Source organism: Chitinophaga pinensis DSM 2588 (assembly GCF_000024005.1).
GTDB classification, from domain to species: Bacteria; Bacteroidota; Bacteroidia; order Chitinophagales; family Chitinophagaceae; genus Chitinophaga; species Chitinophaga pinensis.
This window is the reverse complement of record NC_013132.1, coordinates 1,395,995-1,420,891: the sequence shown is the minus strand read 5'-3', so window position 1 is coordinate 1,420,891 and position 24,897 is coordinate 1,395,995. Positions and strand designations below refer to the sequence as shown.

Annotated in this window: 20 protein-coding genes; 7 read left to right on the top strand and 13 right to left on the bottom strand. The window is 46.2% G+C overall.

What is annotated here, in order from left to right; translation table 11 throughout:
* Nucleotides 1-73 precede the first annotated feature (73 nt).
* Nucleotides 74-853 carry an EI24 domain-containing protein gene (locus tag CPIN_RS05910; RefSeq protein ID WP_012788867.1) on the top strand — a complete coding sequence of 260 codons (780 nt, stop codon included), beginning with the start codon at nucleotides 74-76 and terminating at the stop codon, nucleotides 851-853.
* Nucleotides 837-1,544, top strand: coding sequence for an SAM-dependent methyltransferase (locus CPIN_RS05905; protein WP_012788866.1), 708 nt, complete (start codon nucleotides 837-839; stop codon nucleotides 1,542-1,544). The genes CPIN_RS05910 and CPIN_RS05905 overlap by 17 nt, the downstream gene beginning before the upstream one ends.
* Before the next feature lie 225 nt (nucleotides 1,545-1,769).
* Here the strand turns inward: CPIN_RS05905 and CPIN_RS05900 are convergent, their stop codons facing one another.
* Both CPIN_RS05900 and CPIN_RS05895 read right to left on the bottom strand, forming a co-directional pair.
* Nucleotides 1,770-2,147, bottom strand: coding sequence for a hypothetical protein (locus tag CPIN_RS05900; protein ID WP_012788865.1), 378 nt, complete (start codon nucleotides 2,145-2,147; stop codon nucleotides 1,770-1,772).
* Between the two features lie 24 nt (nucleotides 2,148-2,171).
* Nucleotides 2,172-3,548 carry a M20/M25/M40 family metallo-hydrolase gene (locus CPIN_RS05895; protein WP_012788864.1) on the bottom strand — a complete coding sequence of 459 codons (1,377 nt, stop codon included), beginning with the start codon at nucleotides 3,546-3,548 and terminating at the stop codon, nucleotides 2,172-2,174.
* Between the two features lie 252 nt (nucleotides 3,549-3,800).
* On the opposite strand from CPIN_RS05895, the gene bshA reads away from it, so the two are divergent.
* On the top strand, nucleotides 3,801-4,952 hold the full coding sequence (gene bshA, locus CPIN_RS05890) for an N-acetyl-alpha-D-glucosaminyl L-malate synthase BshA (protein ID WP_012788863.1): 1,152 nt from the start codon (nucleotides 3,801-3,803) through the stop codon (nucleotides 4,950-4,952).
* A 274-nt stretch (nucleotides 4,953-5,226) separates the two neighbouring features.
* Here the strand turns inward: bshA and CPIN_RS36385 are convergent, their stop codons facing one another.
* The 7 genes from CPIN_RS36385 to porU form a co-directional block, all read right to left on the bottom strand.
* Nucleotides 5,227-6,699: a murein hydrolase activator EnvC family protein gene (locus CPIN_RS36385; protein WP_012788862.1), complete on the bottom strand. Its 1,473-nt coding sequence runs from the start codon at nucleotides 6,697-6,699 to the stop codon at nucleotides 5,227-5,229.
* A 63-nt stretch (nucleotides 6,700-6,762) separates the two neighbouring features.
* Nucleotides 6,763-7,596 carry a lipoprotein insertase outer membrane protein LolB1 gene (locus CPIN_RS05880; RefSeq protein ID WP_044217960.1) on the bottom strand — a complete coding sequence of 278 codons (834 nt, stop codon included), beginning with the start codon at nucleotides 7,594-7,596 and terminating at the stop codon, nucleotides 6,763-6,765.
* A 42-nt stretch (nucleotides 7,597-7,638) separates the two neighbouring features.
* Nucleotides 7,639-9,477 carry a tetratricopeptide repeat protein gene (locus CPIN_RS05875; RefSeq protein ID WP_012788860.1) on the bottom strand — a complete coding sequence of 613 codons (1,839 nt, stop codon included), beginning with the start codon at nucleotides 9,475-9,477 and terminating at the stop codon, nucleotides 7,639-7,641.
* Nucleotides 9,478-9,480: 3 nt separating this feature from the next.
* Nucleotides 9,481-9,924 (bottom strand): dUTP diphosphatase, encoded by a 444-nt coding sequence (gene dut / locus CPIN_RS05870; protein WP_012788859.1) that lies wholly within the window; start codon nucleotides 9,922-9,924, stop codon nucleotides 9,481-9,483.
* A 70-nt stretch (nucleotides 9,925-9,994) separates the two neighbouring features.
* Nucleotides 9,995-10,477: a 2-C-methyl-D-erythritol 2,4-cyclodiphosphate synthase gene (ispF, locus tag CPIN_RS05865; RefSeq protein ID WP_012788858.1), complete on the bottom strand. Its 483-nt coding sequence runs from the start codon at nucleotides 10,475-10,477 to the stop codon at nucleotides 9,995-9,997.
* 126 nt (nucleotides 10,478-10,603) lie between these two features.
* Nucleotides 10,604-11,788: a type IX secretion system outer membrane channel protein PorV gene (gene porV / locus CPIN_RS05860; RefSeq protein WP_012788857.1), complete on the bottom strand. Its 1,185-nt coding sequence runs from the start codon at nucleotides 11,786-11,788 to the stop codon at nucleotides 10,604-10,606.
* A 109-nt stretch (nucleotides 11,789-11,897) separates the two neighbouring features.
* Complete coding sequence (gene porU, locus CPIN_RS05855; RefSeq protein WP_044217954.1) at nucleotides 11,898-15,254, bottom strand: type IX secretion system sortase PorU; 3,357 nt, start codon at nucleotides 15,252-15,254, stop codon at nucleotides 11,898-11,900.
* Nucleotides 15,255-15,896: 642 nt separating this feature from the next.
* Here porU and CPIN_RS05850 point away from each other — a divergent pair.
* Entirely contained in the window at nucleotides 15,897-17,375 is a 1,479-nt protein-coding gene (locus tag CPIN_RS05850) for an SUMF1/EgtB/PvdO family nonheme iron enzyme (RefSeq protein WP_245552089.1), read from the top strand.
* A gap of 80 nt (nucleotides 17,376-17,455) precedes the next feature.
* Here CPIN_RS05850 and bcp read toward each other — a convergent pair whose 3' ends face one another.
* Together bcp and CPIN_RS05840 are read right to left on the bottom strand one after the other, a co-directional pair.
* The gene (gene bcp, locus CPIN_RS05845) at nucleotides 17,456-17,917 is read right to left on the bottom strand and encodes a thioredoxin-dependent thiol peroxidase (RefSeq protein ID WP_012788854.1); all 462 of its coding nucleotides are present in this window, start codon (nucleotides 17,915-17,917) and stop codon (nucleotides 17,456-17,458) included.
* Nucleotides 17,918-17,934: 17 nt separating this feature from the next.
* Nucleotides 17,935-19,632: a peptidoglycan DD-metalloendopeptidase family protein gene (locus CPIN_RS05840; protein WP_012788853.1), complete on the bottom strand. Its 1,698-nt coding sequence runs from the start codon at nucleotides 19,630-19,632 to the stop codon at nucleotides 17,935-17,937.
* A 62-nt stretch (nucleotides 19,633-19,694) separates the two neighbouring features.
* Between CPIN_RS05840 and CPIN_RS05835 the strand changes: the two genes are divergently transcribed.
* The 3 genes from CPIN_RS05835 to CPIN_RS05825 all read left to right on the top strand — a co-directional run bounded on the left by CPIN_RS05835 (nucleotide 19,695) and on the right by CPIN_RS05825 (nucleotide 22,435).
* A complete protein-coding gene (locus CPIN_RS05835; protein WP_044217949.1) occupies nucleotides 19,695-20,897 on the top strand; it encodes a sensor histidine kinase in 1,203 nt (400 codons plus the stop codon).
* Nucleotides 20,894-21,589 (top strand): LytR/AlgR family response regulator transcription factor, encoded by a 696-nt coding sequence (locus tag CPIN_RS05830; RefSeq protein ID WP_012788851.1) that lies wholly within the window; start codon nucleotides 20,894-20,896, stop codon nucleotides 21,587-21,589. Before CPIN_RS05835 ends, CPIN_RS05830 begins: the two co-directional genes overlap by 4 nt.
* A gap of 111 nt (nucleotides 21,590-21,700) precedes the next feature.
* Entirely contained in the window at nucleotides 21,701-22,435 is a 735-nt protein-coding gene (locus CPIN_RS05825) for a peptidase associated/transthyretin-like domain-containing protein (RefSeq protein ID WP_012788850.1), read from the top strand.
* A gap of 90 nt (nucleotides 22,436-22,525) precedes the next feature.
* On the opposite strand, the gene CPIN_RS05820 is transcribed toward CPIN_RS05825, so the two are convergent.
* A complete protein-coding gene (locus tag CPIN_RS05820) occupies nucleotides 22,526-23,341 on the bottom strand; it encodes a MeeY/MeeF family manganese export membrane protein (protein ID WP_012788849.1) in 816 nt (271 codons plus the stop codon).
* A 35-nt stretch (nucleotides 23,342-23,376) separates the two neighbouring features.
* Nucleotides 23,377-24,894 (bottom strand): helix-hairpin-helix domain-containing protein, encoded by a 1,518-nt coding sequence (locus CPIN_RS05815; RefSeq protein ID WP_012788848.1) that lies wholly within the window; start codon nucleotides 24,892-24,894, stop codon nucleotides 23,377-23,379.
* Nucleotides 24,895-24,897 lie beyond the last annotated feature (3 nt).

The following is a 24,897-nucleotide window of genomic DNA, read 5'->3' as shown; positions in this document are numbered from 1 at the left end:
TTCCACTGATTTTTAGTTATTTACAACCGGATCAATGCTTATAGCGAATAACTAACCACTAAAATCCAGGATTTTGTTTTCATTCAGAGAAGTACTGGCCGCCATTCAGGCATATGGGAAGGCGCATCAGTTTATTATGCAGCACAGGTTATGGAAGTGGATACTTGTGCCCGGTATCCTTTACTGCATATTATTTATGACGGGCAGCTATTTTGTCTGGGGATATTCCGGAGAGTTTGTTGAATACCTTTTTAACCTGCTTCCGCTTAAAATATGGATCCAGGATCTCGAAAGCACCTGGGTCAGTTTCTTTTTCATTCTACTGGCCTTCTCCATCAGGATCATGATATTGCTGCTGTATTTTTCCTATTACAAATATCTCTTTCTGATATTAGGTTCTCCCTTGTTTGCCTACCTCTCGGAAAAGACGGAGGCTATACTGGAGAGACGTGATTTTCCATTCAGTATGCAGCAGTTCCTCAAGGACATGGGCAGAGGGATCGTTATCTCACTGCGTAACATGCTGTATCAGACTATCTGCGTAATATTCCTGATCATACTCTCATTTATACCGATCGTTGGCTGGATCACACCACTGTTCGCCTTTTTTATAGAATGTTATTTCTATGGTTTCTCCATGGTTGATTACAGCTGTGAAAGGCATCAAATGAGTCCGAAACAGAGTATCAATTTTATCAAAGGACACAGAGGCATTGCATTGGGCAACGGTATGGTGTTTTACATCCTGATGTTCATTCCCGTACTGGGATGGGTAATGGCTCCTTCCTATGCAGTCATTGCCGCAACTATTCACTTATCCGACAAACGATTATTGCATGGCGCAACCTGGTAAGGTATACCTGATACCCACTGTACTCAGTGCAGACACGCTGCATACCATTCCTGCGTATGTGACGCCGGTGGTACAACAGATCAGCGTATTCTTTGTGGAGAATGAGCGTACAGCCAGAAGATATTTAAAGGCGCTTGATAAAAGCATCAACATCGATGCCCTGCAATTATTACTGATGTCTGAACATCAGCCTCCTGATACCGCCCTGGCAAAACAGCTACTGCTTTCCGGTAAGGATATCGGTGTGATCAGTGAAGCGGGCTGTCCGGCTATTGCAGATCCGGGACATCTAGTTGTACAGGTGGCACATGCCATAGAAGCCCCTGTCATTCCTATGGTTGGCCCTAACTCTATGCTACTCGCACTGATGGCTTCCGGTATGAATGGACAGAACTTTCAGTTTGTCGGCTATCTGCCGGTAAAACCACCCGAAAGAATCAAAGCGATCCGTGACCTGGAAATGCAGTCACAGAAGAAACAACAAACACAGCTCTTTATAGAAACACCTTACCGTAATAACCAGTTGCTCAAAGACTTACTGGATAACTGTAAAGACAACACACAGATATGTGTAGCGGCTGATATTACAGGGCCGGAAGAGTTTATCCGGACGAAGACCGTGAAGGCGTGGAAACAGGTATTACCGGAACTGCATAAGAAACCAGCGATATTTCTACTGCTGGCGCAGTAATTCAATTAAGAATTAAAAATTAAGAATTAAGAATTGTGGTAAATGCCTCCAGACCGGATGATTTACCCCTAAGCTATAAAGCAAGAGCCTGATCTGTTATTAGATCAGGCTCTTGCTTTATAGTAAGCTGTAATAATCAGCTTAATTCTTAATTCTTAATTCTTAATTCTTAATTCTTAATTCTTAATTCTTAATTCTTAATTCTTAATTCTTAATTCTTAATTCTTAATAATTGACATCTCTCACCGTAATCACACTATCTACAATAAAATTGCTAAACCCTCTCCATGGCACTGCTCCCAGGTATTCCTTGTAATGCAGTTCTACAAACTTGCCGCTGGCAGTCATTAACTGTTGTGCGATACGCTCGTCGGCCACTGAAAACTGGAACTCATTGGATTGCAGGGCGCCGGGCTGTTTGGAGCGGTAACCACTCTGAATGAGGCGGCCTTCATAGGTTTTGAAGACATAGCCTTTCTCCACGAAGTAGTTGAGTTCTCCGGCTTTCACGCCACGGCCAAATACGAAATAGTATTTGTAAAGGAAGAACACCACTAGTGCCAGGAGCACACCTCCGACTACCATAAAAAGAAATCTGCGCATATTGTTTATTTGATCTGGTAAGGATTACAATCCATATTTATCGATCAGGTAGATCAGTCCTGCCATGCTGAATGCACCCAGTTCCAGCTCTCTCTTGTTCACGGCTTCGAAGGTATCGTTTGCAGCATGATGCAGGTCGAAATAACGCTGGGAATCAGGCATCAGTTCTCCCATTGGGGTACCGATCGCTTCGTACAGTTCTCCTACGTCCACGCCACCGCCAACAGCTGTAAAATCGTATACGTCATATGGCAGGAAGAGTGGCGCCCATGATGCGATCTTTGCACGCTTTTCATCAGGCATCATCAGGGAGAAACCACGTGGGGTAAAACCGCCCGCATCACTTTCCAGTGCGAATATATGATGCTCTCCCTTTGCTTTCGCTACTTCTGCATATTTCTTACCACCACGGGTACCATTTTCTTCGTTTGCAAACAGTACAACACGGATGGTATGTTTTGGTTTAATGCCCAGGGCTTTGAATGCACGCAGCAGTTCTACGGACTGCACACAACCCGTACCGTCATCGTGTGCGCCTTCATTTACATCCCAGGAATCCAGGTGACCACCTACAGTAATGATCTGATCAGGTTGTTCGGTACCACGGATTTCACCGATTACGTTGTGACCAGTGGTATCAGGCAGCATTTTACAGCTGGTACGGAGGTACAATTTCAGGTCAGACTCTCCTTTCAAACGGTTGCTCAGGAGGTCAGCGTCTTCCAGACCAATCGCCACGGCTGGGATCTTAGGGAAGGCTTCGTCATACTTCATGGCGCCGGTATGCGGCAGGTTATTCGCCCCATGGGTCATGGAACGTACCACTACCGCCAGTGCACCATATTTGGCGGCACGGCTGGCGCCCTGGCCACGGTATTTCACCGCATCGCCATAAGACTCAAACGTATGGATCAGCTCTGGTTTGAAGTGATAGTTATAGAAAACGATCTTGCCTTTGATCTCGTCTTTTTTCGCCTCCAGGTCTTCAAAAGAAGCCACCTCAATTACCGGAGCGGTAATACCTGCCGGCGCACTGCCTACGGAGTTACCCAGGGCCAGTACGTTTAAAGGCGGTATAAAGTCGCGACGGCGGGAAATAATACGTACTTCTTCCTTGGCGCCCCTCACCCAGTGTGGCACCTGGCAGGCCTGCAGATATACGGTATCCGCATTGGCATCTTTCAGTACCTTTTCACCCCATTTCTCCGCTTTCACCATCTGTGGCGATCCAGCCAGACGGCCGCCTACCTGCTGGGTAAGCTCTTTCAGATTGGCATATGCCTTACTGTGCGTCAGCACTTCGTTAGCAAGGCTTCTCAAGGCCAGGGAATCATTCTCTTTCTGTTGTGCACATACCGGAACGGTGATGGCCAACAGTGCCGGCAGCAGGTAATTTCTCATAAACACAGTCGATTTTAAAGGACTAAAACTAATTAAATAAGACTGTTATTCAAATGGGTACCTCATACATTAATCGGACATGACAACCTTAACATGCCGCTAATCCCAATTAGCGGGAGTGGCAAATTAAAATGTTATAATTTTGTAGTCTGTAATTAACGTAAAAACTGTGTTCTGCGTGAAGCGTTCTGCATTTCGATGCTAAACGTCTGGCACTGACGTTTAGCGTTTTAAAGTTTTAAATAACAACACATGCGAATTGGAATAGTATGTTACCCTACTTATGGGGGTAGTGGCGTACTGGCAACAGAACTGGGGAAGGCACTGGCAGATAAAGGGCATATGGTCCATTTTATCACTTACCAGCAACCTGTGCGACTCAATGCCTTTCATGCCAATATATATTATCACGAGGTGCAGGTTCCTACTTACCCGCTATTTGATTTCCCACCCTACGAGTCTGCACTGAGCAGCACAATGGTAGATGTCATACTGAATCAGCAGCTGGATCTGCTGCATGTGCACTATGCCATTCCGCATGCCTCTACAGCTTACCTGGCAAAACAGATTGTGAGCAAGCAGGGCCGTATCGTACCGTTTATCACAACACTCCACGGTACAGATATCACCCTGGTAGGTAAAGATAAGACCTACGCCCCGGTAGTTACCTTCTCTATCAATGAGTCGGATGCTATTACGGCTGTATCTAACAACCTCCGCGAAGAGACTTATAAATCATTCCAGATCGAGAAAGATATCGAGGTCATTTACAACTTTGTGGACACCGAGCGCTTCAAACGCCGCTCTTCAGAACTCATGCATTTCAGGAATGCGATTGCGCCTAACGGCGAAAAAATACTGCTGCACGTATCCAACTTCCGTAAGGTAAAACGGGTACCGGATGTCGTAAAAGTCTTCCAGAAAGTAAGAGAAAAGATCCCTTCCAAGCTGCTGCTGGTAGGTGATGGTCCGGACAGACCTGCTATCGAGGCGATGTGCCGTGAGATGAACCTCTGCGGTGACATCCGTTTTGTAGGTAAGCAGGAACAGCTGGAAGACGTGATGTCTATTGCTGACCTCTTTGTATTGCCTTCTGACTATGAAAGTTTCGGTCTGGCAGCACTGGAAGCCATGGCGGCAGAAGTACCGGTTATTTCTTCCAATGCGGGTGGTTTGCCGGAAGTCAATATCCATGGTAAAACAGGTTTCCTGAGCCCGGTAGGAGATGTTGACAGCATGGCTGAAAATGCCATCAAACTGCTGGAAGATGAAAAACTGCTGGCTGCGATGCGTAAAGGTGCGCTGGAACAGGCACAACGCTTCCACATTGACAATATCATTCCGCAATATGAGGCGCTGTATGAAGAAGTGATGAACAGAGCCCTGGAATCTGTTGATAAATAAGTCTTTAAGCCTTTTTACATAAAAGCGGCGGTCAGGGTATACTGACCGCCGCTTTTTATTGTCGCGTGCTAATCCATCCTGGCCCTGGCTAAGAAATGCCAGATTCATCATAGGGCGAATCGGTCCGGACACCCAAATGCGGGAATTGTGAAGTCCCCTGGCCAGCCTCTGTTATCATACGGAAGCCCCATAAGCGTAAATAGCGGAAAGACATCCTCAATAAAAAAGCCCCCGGAAGCTGATCCGGGGGCTTTTCAATATGTTATTCGGGTAGTTATTTCTTTCTGATCCAGAACTCAGGGTTCTGTTTCTGTATACCTCTGTAGATCTGCAGCTCAACCTCACCCAGGTTCTCCAGTTCATTGGTACCCGCTGTACCGATCACCTGACCGGTGCTTACCCTGTCACCTGTTCTTACATTTACACTCTGCAAACGGGCATAGTTGGTAAAGTACTGGCCATGTCGGATGATCACAAGGGAACCACCACCCGGAATCACAGCTACCGTTCTCACTTCACCCTGGAAGATCGCTTTTACAGGAGCGCCTTTGCCGGTTCCGATAATTACACCATCATTCTCTACCGTGATCCTTTCTATTACCGCGTGCTGCTGACGACCGAAGTGACCTATGATATGACCGGAACTTACCGGCCATGGCAGTTTACCACGATTGCTTTCAAAGCTTTCTGACAATGCCAGCGCTTCCGGTGTTGCTTCCAGGACGTTTTCTGTACGGACTGGCTTTTCGGGCTCAGGAGCAGGTGTAGCAACCGGTGGTTTCGGCGCAGGCTCAGCTGGCTTAGGATCCGGTTTATCAGGTTTATCGTTGGCCGCGACAGCGTTGTTATTATTTGTATTCTGGGCAGCGGCGGCGGCTTTTGCAGCAGCGGCATTTGCAGCAGCAAGAGCAGCAGCTTTTCTGGCAGCTTCTTCTTTTCTGCGTTTCTCGTCAGCAGCAGCTTTACGCTTGGCGGCAGCTTCCTCTTCTGCCTGTCTGCGGGCAATTTCTATCTCACGACGGATAACCGCCTGAATAGCAGCCTGTACTTTCTGCGCGTCTTTTTTGTTCTTGGTGATGTCGGTCATTAACTCTTTCTCACGGCCCTTCAGATTGGTCAATACCTTATCTTTCTCCTTCTTATCCGTTTCAAGGATTGTACGCTGTTCCTGCTCCACTTTCAGGGTGCCGGAACGTTTTTCTTTCTGTTCCTGCAGACTCTCAATCTTCTTGCTCAGCAAGACCCTGGTTTCCAGGATATTGTCGGCCTGTCTGCGCCGGTAATCACGGTATTGTTTCAGGTATTGGTATCGCTTGATCGCATCATTGAAAGTCTCAGCCGAGAAGATGAAATTCAGCATGTCATAAGTACTGCGGTTCTTATACGCATATACGACCAGCTGTGCATATTGTGACTTCAGCGTATCCAGGTCTTTCTCCAGGGTTTTAATATCCCTGTAGGCAGAGTTAATATCGCCATTGATGAAGTTGATCTCTTCGTTGATGTTATTGATAAGACGGGTACGTAAAGTGATTTTATCGCGCAGGGCCCTTAACTGGCTGACACTTTCACGGGTAGATTTCTTTGTATTCTTCAGCGCTTCATTCGCTTCATCGATCTCACGTTGCAGTTCTTTTTTTCTATGCTCGAGTTCTTCCCGCGACAATTGGGGAGCCTGTGCATGCAGCAAGGCCGGTAATAAACCTAAGATCAATACAAACGGGAAAAACTTCTTCAGATTCAGCATGATGGTTTTAAAGATAGCTGCAAAATAGCAATTTACAAATTTCAGGTACATTCCAATACATTCCTACTCTCTTGAATAACCAGAGGGAATGGTGAATGGAAAGCTTAACGGCTGTTCGAAATCTATTTTGTTAAATTCCATATTGATCTTTGTGTAGTTCTTCTCTTCCACAAAAACCCGCCTGAGGGTAGCAAATTTAACTTTATCCAATGATTTGTATTCACCATAGGTGAGTTCGATAGACCGCCTGCGTGTACTATCCTTATCCATCACCTTACTTTGTTGCAATACATAGTCATCAGCAAACACATTGAACAGACTTGTGAACATGGTACTATCGCAGGTGAAAGAGATCACGGAAGGTGTCTTTACAACCTGGTATACTGAGTCCGTCAGATAGATAGGATTACCGATGATCAGGTCCTGTAAGGTCTTGAAATCAAAGGGAATATTCAACAGATCTTTTGCGTTGTTCATATCACGGAGATATGCCACTTTATGAAACTTATCAATCGCTTTCAGACTGTCCGGAGTGATAATCGCCCTGGCTACTTCTCCGATGATCGGTACAGATACGGATATCCAGATGATGCTGTCTTTATGCAGACGCATGTTAGCGTTAATGCCTGACATTTGTTTGGCTTCCGTTTCGAAATCAACCTTTAATTTGGCGGAGAAGGTGGTAAAATTGATATAGTTACCCCGCAGTTTTGCGAGCATTTCTTTATTAAAAGTATTTGCAGCAGCAATGGATGCGCTGTCTGCTGCTGATGCCTGATGATGAGTGGTATCCGTTACCGGAAAAGACGTACCTGCTATCTGGCGGCTATGCCTGCATGAAAAGAGTCCCGTGCTTACAATACCTAATACTATCAGTGCTAATGTTTGCTTCATCATGATCTTTAATTCAATACATTCCCTGTTTCACCGGGAAGTTCGCTATTCCCTTTCAGTTGCAAGTATATACCGTTTTTCTGCAATTTTGCGGGCTAACCCTACCGAATTAGCGCCCTTTTGTTTGGCCAGCTGCCAATATTCAAGCGCCTTATCTACCTGGTGGAGATTAAACAGGATATCCCCATAGTGTTCCAGCATACCTGGATTATCACGTGCATCTTCTTGCTGTAAAGCTTTTTCCATCCATTCTCTGGCCTGTTCATAACGGGCCATACGAAACAGGATCCAGGCGTAGGTATCCATAAAATTGGCGCTTTCAGGTTCCAGTTCCAGTGAGCGCTTAGACATACTTTCTGCTTTGCTCAGCTGCTCTCCTCTAAGTGAGAGATAGTAACTGAAATTGTTCAGCACAAGCGCATCATTGGGTCTGATTGCCAGCGACCTGTCGTAACAGCTATCTGATAACTGATGCTGACCGGTAGCATGATAGGCATCTCCCAACAAAGAGTAAACATCTGCCCGGGTGCCTTTATCACCGTTGTTTGCCGTCTGCACAGCCATATTCAGCGCATCTATAGATGCAGGATAATTTTGCAGCAAAAAGTTAGCCACCCCTTTGAAATAATGACCCATAAATTCCTTTGGAAAACGCTCAGATACTACTGAGCTCACTTTCAGGAGGTTAGCGGATTCCTCTTTACGGGAGTAGATCCACATTAACTGGTACCATACGGTAAAACGTGTGGAATCCAGTGTAACTGCTTTGTTATAATCAATCAGTGCACTATCCAGCATACCGGCCTGAGAATACATATCAGCCTGTAATGCATAGGCTTTCGCCTCTTCAGGATGTGCATTGATCACCAGCTGTGACAGCTGTAATCCTTCTTTCAGTTTGCTGGTATCCAGTTTCTGCATTTGCAGGTAAGGATATACATAGGCTACTTTCTCGTCAATGCTGTAATCAGGATTGGTGAATGCACGGGTCAGGTACTTCCAGTACAGTACGGTATCACCATCCTTTTTAGCATAGCCGGACAACGCTATTAATGCCCTCGGATTGGTGGAGTCGCGGTCCAGCACTTCTTTGTAAATGGCTGTCGCCTCTTCCACGCGATCATTGGAATTGTAGATATCTCCGAGAACCAGGTAATACCTGACCTCTTCCGGGTTCTGGTTAATGAGCTTCTGCACTTCAGCAGCCGCGTCATCTATCCGGTTTAGTTTCAGGTATAAGCGCTGCTTCTGAAAGGCCAGTTCTTCTACCAGCCCTGTCCTTGCTTCAAGCGTATCAAATACGATCAGTGCCGCTTCTGTTTTATCTGCCTTGGACAGGAACATACCCTTATTGTAGATATACTCTTCATTTTCAGGATACCTCCTGGAGAGGCGGTCATATACAGCCGCAGAACTGTCAAACTGGGCATTCACACCGAATGCATCTGCCAGCGTTATCTGGAACCACTTATTAGTCGTGTCCATATTGGCTGCCCTGCGGGCAAAGCCCAGTGCATATTGCGGATTCCGCACCTCGATGAAGAGGCGGGCCAGCTCGTAATAGGCAGTAGGATTGTTCCTTTTCAGGCGCAGGTAGTCAGAAAACTGGGTGATGGCAGTACGGTAGTCGCCTAGCAATTTCGAGCGTTCCGCAGAGAAGAAAAGACTGTCAGCCCTTTGTTGCAGGAGAGATGAATCCCGGATGACGTGCACTGTCCGGGAGGCAGACTGACGGGAGGCAACGGATTTGCCGGTGCGGCAGGCAGTCCCCAACACACAACAAAAACCTGCCAGTAACAAAGACAACCGGCTTACGCGTCTGCAGAAAGCCGGCAGACTGTTTATTACGGGCAAGGTTTTATCGTTATTGTGGGTTCTGAACATTTATTAAGATTTACCGGTGTGGCCAAAACCGCCGGCACCACGTTCTGTTTCTGTCAGCAGCTCCACTGCTTCCAGCTGGGCCTGTACAAATGGCGCGATCACCATCTGTGCAATCCTTTCACCGTGGGCAATTGTCTGTGGCTCGTTGGACAGGTTGATCATAATGACCTTGATCTCTCCTCTGTAATCCGCATCAATTGTGCCGGGTGTGTTCAGAAGGGTTAAACCCTGCTTGATTGCCAGACCGCTGCGAGGTCTGATCTGGGCTTCATAGCCAGTCGGTAGTTCCATGAACAGACCAGTAGGAATGAGCATCCGCTCCAGTGGTTGCAAAGAAATAGCTGTTTCCAGGTTAGCCCTGAGGTCCATCCCGGCCGCTTCTGCTGTGGCATAGGCCGGCAGCGGATTTGCGGATTTATTGATGATTTTAACTGTAATAGCTGCCATTGATGCAAAGGTATTTTAAATAGTCCATAGTCGGCAGACTACAGACAATTGGTTGATTTACGATAAGTTATCATGCCTTTTCCAGAAGTACGGTCGCATATGCCACCACTCCTTCCTCACGCCCTACAAAGCCCAGCTTTTCAGTAGTAGTGGCTTTGATAGAGATCTCTTCTGTTGAGATATTCAGGATATCCGCAATGGTTTCCTGCATCTGTACTACATAAGGTTTGATCTTAGGCGCCTGCAGGCATAATGTGCTGTCAATGTTTACGACCTGGTAACCTTTCTCATTGATCAGTTCCAGTGTACGTTTCAGCAGTATTTTGCTATCAATGTTTTTGTAAGTGTTATCTGTGTCAGGGAAATGAAGACCGATATCCCCGAGACTGGCAGCTCCCAGCATAGCGTCGCAAATGGCGTGTAACAGCACATCCGCATCACTATGTCCCAGAGCGCCCTTGTGGTGTGGTACCAATACTCCACCCAGCCAGAAATCTCGTCCTTCTGTTAACTGGTGAAAATCTACCCCTAGCCCGATACGCAATTTAGTCATGACAAATGTATAAACTTTGAAATATAAGCTTTTAAAAGCTAAAGTTATCGCAAATTAAAAATCCTCCGGCGATTTCCGGAGGATTCTTATATTTTAAAAAAACATTAACTATTTCAGTTCCAGTGATTACCAGGTGTTGCTGTTGTCTTCCTCATGGTGATCCAGGTCGAATACCAGGGAGAAACGGAGGGTATTGGACAGCGGGTTACGCTGAATACCATTACCGGAAGGTACCAGATAGGAGAAGTTGAGACCGAACATGTTATATTTCACACCCAGACCAGCGGTAGCGTACTTACGGTTACCCTTGTCTTTGTTTTCGTAGAAATAACCGGCACGTACAAAGAACTGATCACGGAAGGCATATTCACCACCCAGCGACACGGTAAACTCTTTCAGCTCTTCACCAAAACCACCTGGTGCATCCCCAAAAGAGGAGAAGATACCGGAGATAGTGGATTTCTGACGATAAGCGCCTGTACTATCCGGCGTAGGTACCATCAGTTTATTCAGATCCAGCGCCAGGGTCAGTTTGTTGGTCTCGTCCAGGCCGAAAGCGTAGGATGTACCCAGACCGAAATTGGTAGGCAGGAAGTCTTTATTGGTTGCAGACTCCGTATAGGAGATCTTGGTACCAATGTTGGTCAGTGCCAGACCTACGTTCCAGGTATTTACACTGTTGTCAGACTTTTCGTAGTCTTTTGTATAGAAGAAAGAGAGGTCAGTAGCGAAAGCAGTTCCAGGCTTAATCACACGGCCATTGATATCGCCGCTGGCAAGATTGGAGTAGATATAACGTCCGGCCAGGGCTACAGAGAAGTTATCAGATAACTTACGTGCATAACCTGCATCAAAAGCAAATTCACGTGGACGATAATCATATGTTGGCATACCGGTAATATCAGTAAAGTTGATAGTACCTAATGAGAAATAACGTAATGAAGCGGAGACGGTCTGCATTTCATCCAGCTGGTAATAACCAGACAGGTTAGCCAGAAATACGTCATTCACCAGTTCCTTTAACCATGGGGTGTAGGTAACAGAGATATTGGAGCGGGATTTTGCAAAAGCCACCTTGGAAAGGTTCCAGTACATGGAATTCGCATCCGGAGATGTGGCAATACCTGCATCACCCATTGCGCCAGCCCTTGCATCTGGGGAAATACGCAGGAAAGGTACGGCTGTATTAATAGTGTTTGTTCGACCATCGAGCTGACCAGATCCAATCTGAGCACTCGTTGACAGAGAAAATAGGATGCAACAAATAAAGACAAGGTTGATAGTCACCTTTCTGATCATGCAATTATACATGCAATAGTGTTTAGAACGAGTTGTAAAAATAGTACGAAATTCAATATGTTCAATAACAGGGGCCTGGTAAGGGACGTGCGAATTTAGTTTTTGCATTTTGATGCATAGGTTAAAATACAGATACTTTTCCGCCTAAAATCGATGTTTTACCATTCGCTGTTACCAAAATACTATATATATACATTCCAGGCGGCACCCTTGCTTTGGAATCGTTGGTTCCATCCCAGGATGCCCCTACATAACGGCTACCACCATCATTTATTGTATGACGCATAGTTTTTATTTGTTGCCCTGTTATCGTATAGATCCGCACGATTACATCCAGTACCTGGTTCTGTTGATTATGCTCAAACGTGAACTGTGTCTGGTCGTGAAACGGATTAGGATAACAGCTGGCTTTTCCTACCGTCATCCCGGATGACTTTATCACCCGGAACTGCAATGTGGCCTTACCTGAGTTATTATGCGTATCCCAGGCCCTGATGGACATTGTATGCGGACCTTCTGTAAGATTGTACAACGGGAACCGCACATGGCCTTCCTGGTAGCTGTCTGTTGTGGCTTCGAAGAAGTTATTCAGTATGTAATACTGCCCTTCATCATTGTCCAGTGTCGCGATCAGATCATGCCCTATTCCATAACCGGAAGTATTGATGCCCTGATCATCCTTCAGATGCAACAACAGTACCGGATTCTCAGCAGTCAGCCCTCCATTGCGGAAATACTCATTGTCCAGATATGCTTTAATAACAGGTCCCGACTGATCTTGTTCAATACCATCAGCCGTACCGCCTATCTGCACACCGGTGTAGACGCCACCTGCCGCCATAATACTGTTAGCCGCATAGAAACTCAATGCACCAGCGCCTGACTGGTAATCGATATCTGCCGGCACTACAAATGTGCAGGAGAACCACCCATTCTGAACGCTCTGCTGGCCACGATAAAGGATATTCTGACGCTGGTAATAAGCTGCTTTGGTGCTACCTGCATCATTGCCCAATGTATACTGCAAAGCAGGTTTATCATACACAGTGGTATACAAGGTACCCTTGTAACTATCCTGCCGTATGCCCTGTTCATCTTCCAGGTGACCTTTCACCGTATATTTACCCATAGCTTTCAGCGTATCAGGAATATCACCAACAGCTTTCCCATTGATAGAATCAGTCACCACGTGATACTGCGGAAAAGCCAGCGTCAGCGCAGGATCCCCCAGCAACTGAAACTTCCGGTTGTTAGGAATGTCAATGAGCGTAGCAGATGTTTTATTCTTCGCCAGCATAGCCGCTTCTCCCAATGTTGGCATACGACCATCTTCATGGGGTGTCAGCAGCCTTTCCAGATAGTTAGCATTCATTACCTTGTTGGAAGCAGAGAATACTGTTCTTGTAGTGGTCATCAAGGCGATACCGCCACCCTGCTCCTTCAGCAACAACTTTTCTCCCAGGGAAACATAGGCCGGGTTATCAAAAGGTGCAAAATCGCACGTTGCAGTGATAAACAACGGCAGTCTGCCACCATTTTTCCAGGTATCCAAAGAACTTTCTTCCAATATGACCTCTTCTGCCAGCCGGGAATAGCTACCATGGCCCGTATAGTTCCATATCAGCGTTCCGTCAAAAAGATCTTCTGCAATAGCAGTATTGACTGCCGGATATCGGCTACCGCCTGGATCTGCTATTTTCGGATAGGCATCCAGGTATATCTTTTTGATATTGCCTGCCGGCCATTGCGTACTCACTATCTGGCTCATACTTTCTGCGTCCTGCAGATGCAGGTTATCATCACCGTCATCTGCCACAATAGTGATATGTTGCTGCCAGCGACCATAGTTAGCCGGCACATTATATCCAATGATCTTATTCACCACAACTTCTGCCTGTGAAGGCTGTTGTACCGGCAATCTGCCTATTGCTACATCCAGCAGATTTACTCTGCCGTTATCATTGATATCATCTGCATCATCCAGAAAACCAAAGAAGTCATCTGAAGGATAGGCATATACAGGATCTGTAGAGATGGTGCTTTGCCAGGTAGGTATCATGTTCGTATTACCTGCTATCCTGTTTTTATAGTCGTAGGAGGCATCTCCGAATAATAACAGGTATTGCAGTCCTCCACGGTCATGACACATCTTCACAAAGTCCCTGATTGCCGTAGGATCCGGCGTACCGGAAGCAAATTCGTTATAGATCTCATTCACCGTTACCACTCTCACGTTCAGCCCATCATGTGTACCATGCCAGGCAGCCAGTTTGGAGGCTGCTGTTCGCAAAGACGGAGTGGTCACTATCAGCATATTTGTGCCATTGATGTCGTGTAAGTCCTGATTAGGTACTACTCCGCCCTTAATAAGCGGCAGGTCCTGTTTTCCGTCAAATGCCACATATTCATGCAATGTGCTGCAATCTCTTGAAAACGTGAGCATCGTACCTGTCAGCTGTGTATTGAGCCGTACCGGTGATAATGGTGTTGTCACATCCAGTACGACTGTCGCGCTATTCGCCTCTCTGATGCGATACTGTGCTGTCTGCCCCGGAGCGACAGATATTGCATCGCGGAAAAACAGCTGATCCAACCCTCCTTTTTTCAAGGGATAACGTGCCTGTACACTCACATAATCCAGCCATCCCTGCGCACCGCCACCACCAGGTGTGAATGTAAGTTCAACAGGTAATATATCACCTGTATAACCAGCGGTATAATAGCCTGAGGCCACCGCTGCAAAGGATTCAAATATATTGCCACTTACAGGCGATAAATTAAGCGTACCGACGACACTATTCCCAATCTTCAAGGAAAATCTGCTGGTACTGGTCCCTCTGGCAGCTACCCTTAGCCCTACTTTCAGTGAGGTAGGCGCCTGTTCCATTGGAAATGAAAGACCCAAAGAAGGCTTTACGCTACTGAAATTAGTACCCCACCATTGTTTACCACTGCTCAGGAAATTGATGCTATCGCTCTCATGCCATACACGGTAATCATAGCTGTTGACGGTAACAGTGGCAGCAGGTGTACTCATATCCCGGGCTACTCTTTTTCCCCGACCGCTTACTACAGTTACAAAATACCAGGCAGTATCAGTATACAGGTTTGTGCTCCGCGTAAAATTTCCTCCCTGGTATTGCCAGCTGTGAGGACCCGGCGCATAAAAAAACAGCGCATCTTCCTGCTCCAGAAGGGCAACCTCCGGCAAATCGTCGTGTCTGCTGACAGCATTGCTTTCAGGCAACATTTGTCCGCCAGTACCATATAATCTTACTTCACTGAGACTCCCGCTGATACCGATTCCGTTGAGCAGAGACTTATCTATTTTGTAGATGCCTTCCCGGGTTACACCGAGCTTATACCAGCTCCCTTGGGAAAGCACTGAATGTGCAGCGTAAGGTCCACCTCTCCCATTAGCTCCCGCTACCGGCAGGTAACAGGCAAGTAATAAACAGAAGAAGACGGTTAGCTTCATAGTGGTTATTTGCGCAAACATAATAATTATAAAATATATTTATAGGGCGAAATCAGCCAATAGGACAGTTGTCACGAAATGTCTGCATGGGACAGCCTAATTGTATTTCAGCTTTTTATAACATGTGAAGATACACAGGCGGGACATTTTATGACATAGTATTTCCGCTGGGTATAATAAGTAGTCGTATTGCAGCGTTCTATTAGCGGTAGTTGCTGCCTGTAGCCGATGAAATAAAAGATGAATGAAAGGGACTGATAACCGGAACAGGAAATTCGTATATTTACGTACCCGGGGGATCGCAAAAAAGGAAGTAATGGAGTGATATGTATGTAGTAACCATATATCTATGAATCATAAAACCAACGCCACCTACTACCAGCAACCACCAGAAAGCCATTGGCAGGGATTACAGTTAAGATTAACTTAATACGTAGTTCAGCCCGTCGTAAGAAATACAATCAACTGATTATCAATATTATAAACTCTACAAACCGGTGAACGCTTACAGATTAATTATTTTTACTATAAAATAAAATATCCTACATTTGCGTTTACCAATAACATCAAATAAAAAAGCTGAATCGCATGCATAGATTAACCTCTGTCTCAATGCTCTTAGGCGCCAGTATAATTCTGTCAATGTCCGCATGTTCATTTGGCAAGAAAAAGGAGAAATCCTCTGCTACTGGCTGGAATTACAATGATCCTAAGATGGGTGGTTTCAGTGTGGCCAAAAATAAGGACCAGCAGACTGGTCCGGGTCTTGTTTTCGTGCAGGGCGGTACCTTCGCCATGGGAGCGACTGAACAGGACGTAATGGCTGACTGGAATAACATCCCTAGACGTATTACTGTTTCTTCCTTCTACATCGATGAAACGGAAGTGGCAAACGTTCACTACCGCGAGTACCTCTACTGGTTACGCCGTATGTACGATGAATCCTTCCCTGACGTATACCGCAAAGCTTTACCGGACACCCTGGTATGGCGTAGCGAATTGGCTTACAATGAGCCACTCGTAGAATACTACTTCCGTCACCCTGCCTACAACGATTATCCGGTAGTAGGTGTGAACTGGAAACAGGCCGTTGACTATTGTAAATGGCGTTCCAACCGTGTGAACGAAAAAATGCTGATCGATAAAGGTCTGCTGTCTCAGAATGATATGAAAAACCAGTCTGACGACAACACCTTCGATACCAAAGCATATACTGCGGGTCTTTATGAAGGTATCCCTGGTAAAATGTCAAAATCTACCAAGGAGCAGTTCAGAAACGCAGATGGTTCTCCTCGTACCGCTCAGTTCGAAGATGGTGTAATGTTACCAAACTACCGCCTCCCGACAGAAGCTGAATGGGAATACGCGGCACTCGGTTACATCGGTCAGAACCCTGGCCCTTCTAAGAAAGAAGGTAAACGTGGTGAGGAGTTGATCATGAACAAACAGGTTTATTCCTGGGGTACCAACAACAGCGGTCTGAGAGATATCCGCCGTGGTGCATGGCAAGGTCAGTTCCTGGCGAACTTCAAACGTGGTTCCGGTGATAACATGGGTATGGCAGGTGGTCTGAATGACCGTGCATCTATCCCTGGTCCTGTAATAGCATTCTTCCCGAACACTTTCGGTATCTATAACATGTCAGGTAACGTGAGCGAGTGGGTACTGGACGTTTATCGTCCGCTGAACCCCATCGACGGTGATGACTTCAACTACTTCCGTGGTAACAAATTCCAGACTACCTATATGAATGGCGAAAGCGAGCCTGAAAAAGATAGCCTGGGTCACCTGAAAATGCGTGACGTAACTGACGAAGAAAGTGCTAACCGTCTGAACTACCAGAAAGGTGATGTTATCAACTACCTTGATGGTGACTCCCTGTCTAACGTAGAATATGGTTACGGTATCACTTCCCTGATCAACGACAAATCTCACGTTGTAAAAGGTGGTAGCTGGAACGACCGCGCTTACTGGCTGTCTCCAGGTGCACGTCGCTACATGCAGGAAGATATGGCGACTAACACAGTAGGTTTCCGTTGTGCAATGGACCGTGTGGGTAGCCCTGAAGGTAACAAGTTCAAAACTGGTCAGCTGTTCAAGAAACAACGCCAGAAAAGATAGTGCTGGAAACAGTGCATACAAAAAGCCCTCCTGGTTCCAGGAGGGCTTTTTTATTTTACCAGTAGCTTATCTGCTTTCGCTTATTGCCAGATCTCAAGGATCTCTTCTGTATGATTCTTTGTATCAGGCTTCACGATAATCTTATCAATCACACCCTTTTCGTTGATCAGGAAAGTCGTACGATGTGTGCCGTCAAAAATGCGTCCCATGAACTTCTTCTCTCCCCACACGCCATACTGTGTATGTATCATTCTGTCCTCGTCTGCCAGTAAGGGGAAAGGCAGCTCATATTTCTCGGTAAACTTCTGATGCCTTTTCTCGCTGTCCGTACTGACGCCTACTACTGCAAATCCCTTTTTCAGCAAGGCCTGGTAATTATCTCTCAGGTTACATGCCTGGGCTGTACACCCCGGCGTCATGTCTTTCGGATAAAAATAGAGGATCACTTTCTTTCCTTTCAGATCTGTCAGGGATACCTGCTTTCCTTCCTGGTCAATGCCCTTGAATATGGGCGCTTTGTCCCCTTCTTTCAAATGTGTCATTCTTTACTCCGTGCTTTCTATCTTGTAAAAGTAATGGTCTGCTCTTTTGTATTACCAGCAAGGTCGGTCACCAGTAAACGCAGACTGTGTTTACCGGCTTTACAATGCTCATCAAATGTATAAGTGATTGTATTGCCTTTACGGGAGAACATCAGCCATTTTCCATCCAGTTCAGCCTTGTAGGCTTTGATACCAGAATTGTCGCTGATGGTAAAAGACAGTCTGGCTGCCTTCGCTAGGTTTGCACCATTCTTAACACCGCCCAGTAAAGCGATTTTAGGCATCACGGTGTCCACTTCCAGGTGGAAGTTACCCAATTCTCTGAACTCCCCCGTATACCAGCCATTATCCAGCTTGGTACCCACAATGGTCTCTCCCAGCCCTTCACGGATCATTACTACCTTGTTTTGCAGTGCCGCAGGAATCGCTCTGTCAGGCTTAATACGCAGGGTAAAGTAGTCGTGTATCGGTATTAATGCCGTATGCAGCCTGAAAATAGAGGAAACTGATTTAGACTTCTCTCCTGCCGCGATCTCTGCATAATTAAAGCAGATCCTATCGTATAACGCTTCTTCATCCAGTGAAAACTCTACCTGGTTGTTTTCAAAGATATTCCTGGATTCAGCAAACATCGTATTGGCACATTTGGTCGGCTCTATTGCCTCTCCGCTCTGCTGCAAAGAGAACTTGACAGTCGTAGAATTGCCATAGGCATCCTTTACCAGCAATTTTACCGGATGGGGGGTGCCGTCTGACAGGTCAATGGTACCGTCTCCCTGCACATCCTTATAGATACCGAGCTTGTTGCCTGGTACGGAGAACAGCAGCTGCATCCACGGACCACCACCTTTTTTCAACTTGTAGTCCACATGCGCGTTGATATACCTGGACTCGTCAAAGCCAATGTTATCGATCTGGAAGCCACTGTTAGGCACATCCTTATCAAACATCACCACTTCATAGATACCGTAGCTGTTAGGCGCATTGCTCATACGGTCTACCGCATTCAGGCCGATACCCGCAACGGCAGCCCTCACCTTCACTACAGGCGTGACGGTTACATACTCGCCTTCTACTTTCTTTACCGGCAGTATCAGTGGCGTCTGGTCATAGACACTTCTGTCCATGTCATAAATCGCTATCCTGGTTACTTCAGGCGCTTTCGTATCGGGAATATCGAAACCGAACAGCAATGGGTTCAGCGGCTTCTCTGTATGTGTATCTCTGACCTCAAAGTGCACATGCGGACCAGCAGAACCACCGGTATTACCGCTCCAGGCAATGAACTCTCCTTTTTTAACAGGAAACTTGTCTGCAGGGATCTTCAGGTCGGTAGCCCAGCTCTCTGCCGCATATTGCTGTTGCTTTACATACTGCTCCAACGCCGGGAAAAAACGGTTCAGGTGACCATATGTAGTGGTATACCCGTTCGGGTGGGTGATGTAGACGATGTTGCCATACCCTGTATGAGAAACGCCGATCCTGCTGACATAGCCATCTGCCGCTGCATATACGGGCAGGTTTTCCTGTTGCTGGGTCTTAATATCAATGCCCGCGTGAAAGTGATTGGGACGAAGCTCTCCATAATTACCCGCCAGTTGGATAGGCACGTTCAGCGGATTGCGGAAATACCCCTGAGGGTAGTTCTTTTCCGGTAATTGAGCGTGTAACAGCTGAGGCACCAGGATGCATAACCCGAATATTCGTTTTATCATGACGCAAAAATAAGGCGATTTAAATGATTGCCTACATTTGTAATAACCAGAATCTCCTCATTATGAAAGGAAGAGTTAGTCAGGTGCTTATACATATTACCGGTTGCGTGATCTTTCTGGCACTACCAATCGTATTCTCACCGGATGCCAGCAATCTGTCAGACCTGTGGAGATACCCACCTGCCCTGAAAGATTTCCTGGTATACCTGGTCATCCTGCTGTTCTTCTATTTCAACTATTTCGTCCTGATCCCACAGTATTACTTCCGTCGGAAATATCTGGCATTCTTCCTCATTTCGCTGATCTGTTTCACAATCATTGTACTCTTACCCAATATGTTGGTGGACTTCAGAGGCGGTCCTCCGCGGGAAGGTTACGAGTGGCCCGCCAATAATCCCATGCCGATGCCTTCTGACAGGCATCCACACGAAATGCAGCACTCTCCGATGGAACAGGCAGACGAAATGAGCCGTCAAGGGAACGATCATCCATCGCTTCCGGACAGGTCTTTTTCTCCTCAACCTCCTCCTGGTATGGGCCCAGGCGCCCTGCCACAGTATAATCACCATCCGGTATCCCGTTCTATTTTACTGGATATCGGACACCAGGTATTCCTGTTTCTGGCGGTATTCTTTTTTTCCCTGATACTCCGCATTACGGACCGATGGCGACAAACAGAAAAAGAAAAACTCAATGCAGAGTTATCTTATCTGAAAGCACAGATCAATCCACATTTTCTGTTCAATATCCTGAATACAATCTATTCGCTGGCTGTTGAAAAATCAGATCAGACAGGAACAGCTGTCGTCAAACTATCACAAATGATGCGTTATGTGATCAGCGACGCCGGGCACCAACTGGTGCCGCTATCCAGAGAAATCGACTATCTGCGTAATTATATCGAATTACAGAAAATGCGTTTCGGCGATCAGCTTCCCCTGTCCTTTACAGTAACAGGACAGGCTACCGGCCAACTGATTGCGCCGTTGATACTGATCTCGTTCGTTGAAAATGCATTCAAACATGGCGTCAACGCAGCTGAAAATACCGACATTAAAATAACTGTGAACATACTGGAAAATCGACTTCATTTTTCTGCATTTAATAACAAGGTGACCATAAAGGAATTGCCGGAAACAGAAGGTGGTATAGGTCTGGAAAACACGTGCAAACGCCTGCAACTGCTATATCCTGCCAGCCATACGCTGGTGATCAAAGATGAAGCAACTTATTTTGAAGTATCTCTCTCATTACAATTATCATGACCATACAAGCGATCGCCATAGACGACGAATTACCGGCGCTGAAACTCATTGAAAATTTCTGTTCAGAAGTAGAGGGTATACAATTACAGAAAACGTTCAACGTACCGGCAGATGCATTAAAGCATATCGGGAAATATCCCGTTGATCTGCTGTTTCTTGATATCAATATGCCTTCTGTTACAGGCACTGATTTCTATCGCTCCTTACAGCAGGAAGCCATGGTCATCTTTACTACCGCACACGCGGAATATGCGGTAGAAGGATTTAATCTGAATGCCGTCGATTATCTGCTGAAGCCTTTTACATTCGAACGCTTCCAACAAGCCGTGCAAAAAGCACAACAGCTTATACAATCCCGGCATACGCAGCCCGCGGCTACGCCTCCGCTTGTATTCAGGGTCGACTACGGACTCACAAGAGTACAATTGAATGAAATACTCTTCATTGAAGGATTGGACGATTACCTGAAAATACACCTGCATCAACAGGCACCACTCATCGTCAGAATGACAATGAAAGCCTTGCTGGAAAAACTACCGCCACAATCATTCATTCGTGTGCACAGATCTTTTATCGTCGCGCTCGACCGGGTGGAACAGGTACGCAATAAAACCATTCATATTGCCGGACACGAAATACCTGTCAGCAGCAGTTACGAGACGGCTTTCTTTAGTCAGTTCAGGCAACAGTAACGCGTTTACCGCAACAAATACTCCCTTTACCTCAATCTTATGGCCATGTGCCGTAATAGGGAAATATTTGTATGGGTAACGCAGTTATATCACTGACTAAACCAACTCACAATGGAAAGAAAAGATTTTCTCAGAAACGGGATGGGCATACTGGGCCTCGCTTCCATCGTACCAATACTGAATGCGTGCGGAAAAGATAATGATACAACCAGTACGGATACAGATACAACAACAGGCACAGATACAGAAGGCGGTTCCTGTACCGTAACAGATACAGAAACTGACGGACCGTATCCGCTGTATAAAAGCAGAGGTTCCTCCATTCAGCGCGTAGATATTACAGATGGTAAAACGGGTCTCCCATTAAGTATTACCATCACGGTACGCAATGTAAAGGACAGTTGTAATGTAGTTAGCAATGCACGTGTGGACATCTGGCATTGTGATAAGGATGGATACTATTCCGGTTATAGTAATACAGGATATCTGGGTACACAGGACAACAGCGCACTGGTATTCTGCAGAGGTTTACAATATAGCGATAGCAACGGCCGGGTAAAATTCATGTCTGTTTATCCGGGTTGGTATACAGGTCGTGTCACACACATACATGCGCAGATCTATGTAGATAGTTCACTGAAACTGACCACGCAGATTGCTTTTCCGGATACGATCAACACAGCGGTTTATAAGACCTCATTATATAGTGCACATGGACAGAATTCCATGACGAATGCACAGGACAATATTATTATGGATTCACTGGACAATGAACTGGCAACGCTGACTGCCAACACAACCACAGGGGGGTATGATCTGACACATACTATCTACATTTCTGCTTAAGTAACGGGTGAGCACTTGTTACCAAAGCAAAAGGACCAGCGATTGGCTGGTCCTTTTTAATATGTTGCTGTTGGGTGTATCTGTTAAATACTATTCAGCTTTTGCTTCTACCTTATGTTTTTTAGGGTAGTTGAACAGTGCACTTGTGATGATAGGAATCAGGAAGATAGACACTGTGATGATGGAAGTCGCCCAGTCAGCTTCATGGCTTTCCAGGAATTTGGAAGCAGCTGTTTCCGGGAAGAAATGTTCGTAAATAGCCAGCATCAGTTTGATACCCAGTACACCGATTACCAGGAATGCGGCTGTTTCCAGGAAAGGATACTTTTCCATCAGACGTACGAAACCCTGCGCTACAAAACGCATCGCCAGGATACCGATAAATACGCCGGTCCAGATCAGTACGATATTATCACTGAACGCAACTGCTGCAAATACGTTATCGATAGAGAAAGCGAGGTCCATAATTTCTACCAGCGCTACTGTAGCCCAGAACTGACCCATCCAGCCGATAGTAGATTTATACAACCAGTTCTGGCTTTTGTCAATTTCCTCCGCTTCTTCTTCTACAACGCCAGCTTTTTCAGCCCGGGACTTCTCTGCTTTCTTTTTAAAATAGTCAAAGGTCAGGTACAGGAGATAAAGACCACCGATTGGTTTCAGCCACCATACTTTAATGAGGAGAGACGCAAACAGCAGACAGATACCACGGAAGACGTAAGCTCCGATAATACCATATTTCAGGGCTCTGTTACGTTGATCCTTAGGCAGGTCCATTACCATTGTAGCCAGTACAGCCGCATTATCCACCGACAACAGGCTTTCAATAATAATCAGGTTTCCAACGATCAGTAACGCCGGGATCGGGTTATCCATGATCTGCTGGAACATTTCAGCGATTTGCATAGTTGTTTGTTATTTTCTTGTTTTTTGTTGATAGACTAATTGTTTACGAGTTGTACCACAACAAGCCGTCCCCCTTCTTCCTGAGACAGCAGCAGCTGTTTATTGTCCGTCAGCTCCACCATCGAGTTCACCGGAATATCTTTCCCTTCGGTCACGTCTTTCAATGATGTAAGCGTTTGATTGACAAGTTGCCACTTATTATTATGAAATACAAAATATCCCACCGGTTTTTTCTGCTGATCTGTTAGTCTTTCGTTCGGATAAATGTTTCGATTCACATGCCAGGGATACAAATACTGGTTATGATAAACCATTAACCGGTGATTTTCGGGCGTAAAGCTACCCGGTTTTCTCGACCAATACAAATTGAGTACAGGTAATTGTCCGCGATAAGGTGTATTACAATGTGGACAGCAGGGGCTGGTAGTATTGTCAAACACGAACCATTTCTGGTCGCAATTCTTGTTCTGGCAAGGTTGCAGCAGGTCTACCGTTTTGATCAGCGCCTGCTCCCATTCGTCTGCCGTAGGGCGCATGGACGGATTATGTAACCCGTCAATGAACGCTTTATCAAACAATTCCTTCAGGTAAGGGCCACAGATAGTATACGGGACCTTACTGACGTCTGCCCAGGGCAGATGTGTCGGTTTTACCTGATCCAGACGCGGCCGGTTGGAAGCGTCTGTCGGATGTTCTATAAACAGCGCTTTCGCTCCCATAGACAGCTCTTCGTCCTTCTGCGCATCCGTATCGTGGATCTTTCCGCCACGCAGCGGATGACGGTACAGCAGGTACATATAGATCATGACCGCCAGGGCATGCCTGTCAGTTGCGATACTAGGCAGTTTACGGGCCGGATCTTCTTTTGGAAGATGTTTGGTCGCCATTACTTCCGGAGCGATGAAATCCGGCGTACCGATCACGTCAGGAGGAAATTTGCCGGGTACCACCAATCCGTCGATATCTATAATCGTCGCACTACCGGTACGTGGGTCTATCAGCACGTTTTTGTAAGAAAGATCGGAATGCGCCAGTCCGGCGGCGTGCATCCGTCTTACCGCACGTGCGATCTTGATATTGATAAGGAAAAATTTGAACCAGTCTCCCAGTTCGCTTGGATCCAGGTGCAGTTTAAACTGACGGCTCCTGAACTGCGGAGAGGCAAACCAGCGGCCTTCCTTTTCCTTACCCGCGATGGAAACCATCTGGGCGGCGCCGGCATTATATCCTGTGGTAAAAAAGAATTTCTGCTGATACACCGGCACGATAATACCGGTCTTTCCATCACGTTCTACAATATTATTGGGCCAGCAGAACAGATCTTTCCAATATTCGCCTCCCGGCTGATTGAAGATCCTGTCCCGGAAAACGTTGACAATATTGTTGAGCCGCTCTTTGGAATTGAAATCCTGTTTATCCCGGAAGAATGCCACGACATATGACTTATCCGGAGAAAAGTATACATCCTTCATTCCTCCCTGCATAGGATCACCGTTATCAACATATTGATAGGTTTTCCCGTCCTGCGCTGTTACTGTGATTATGTTGCTCATGTA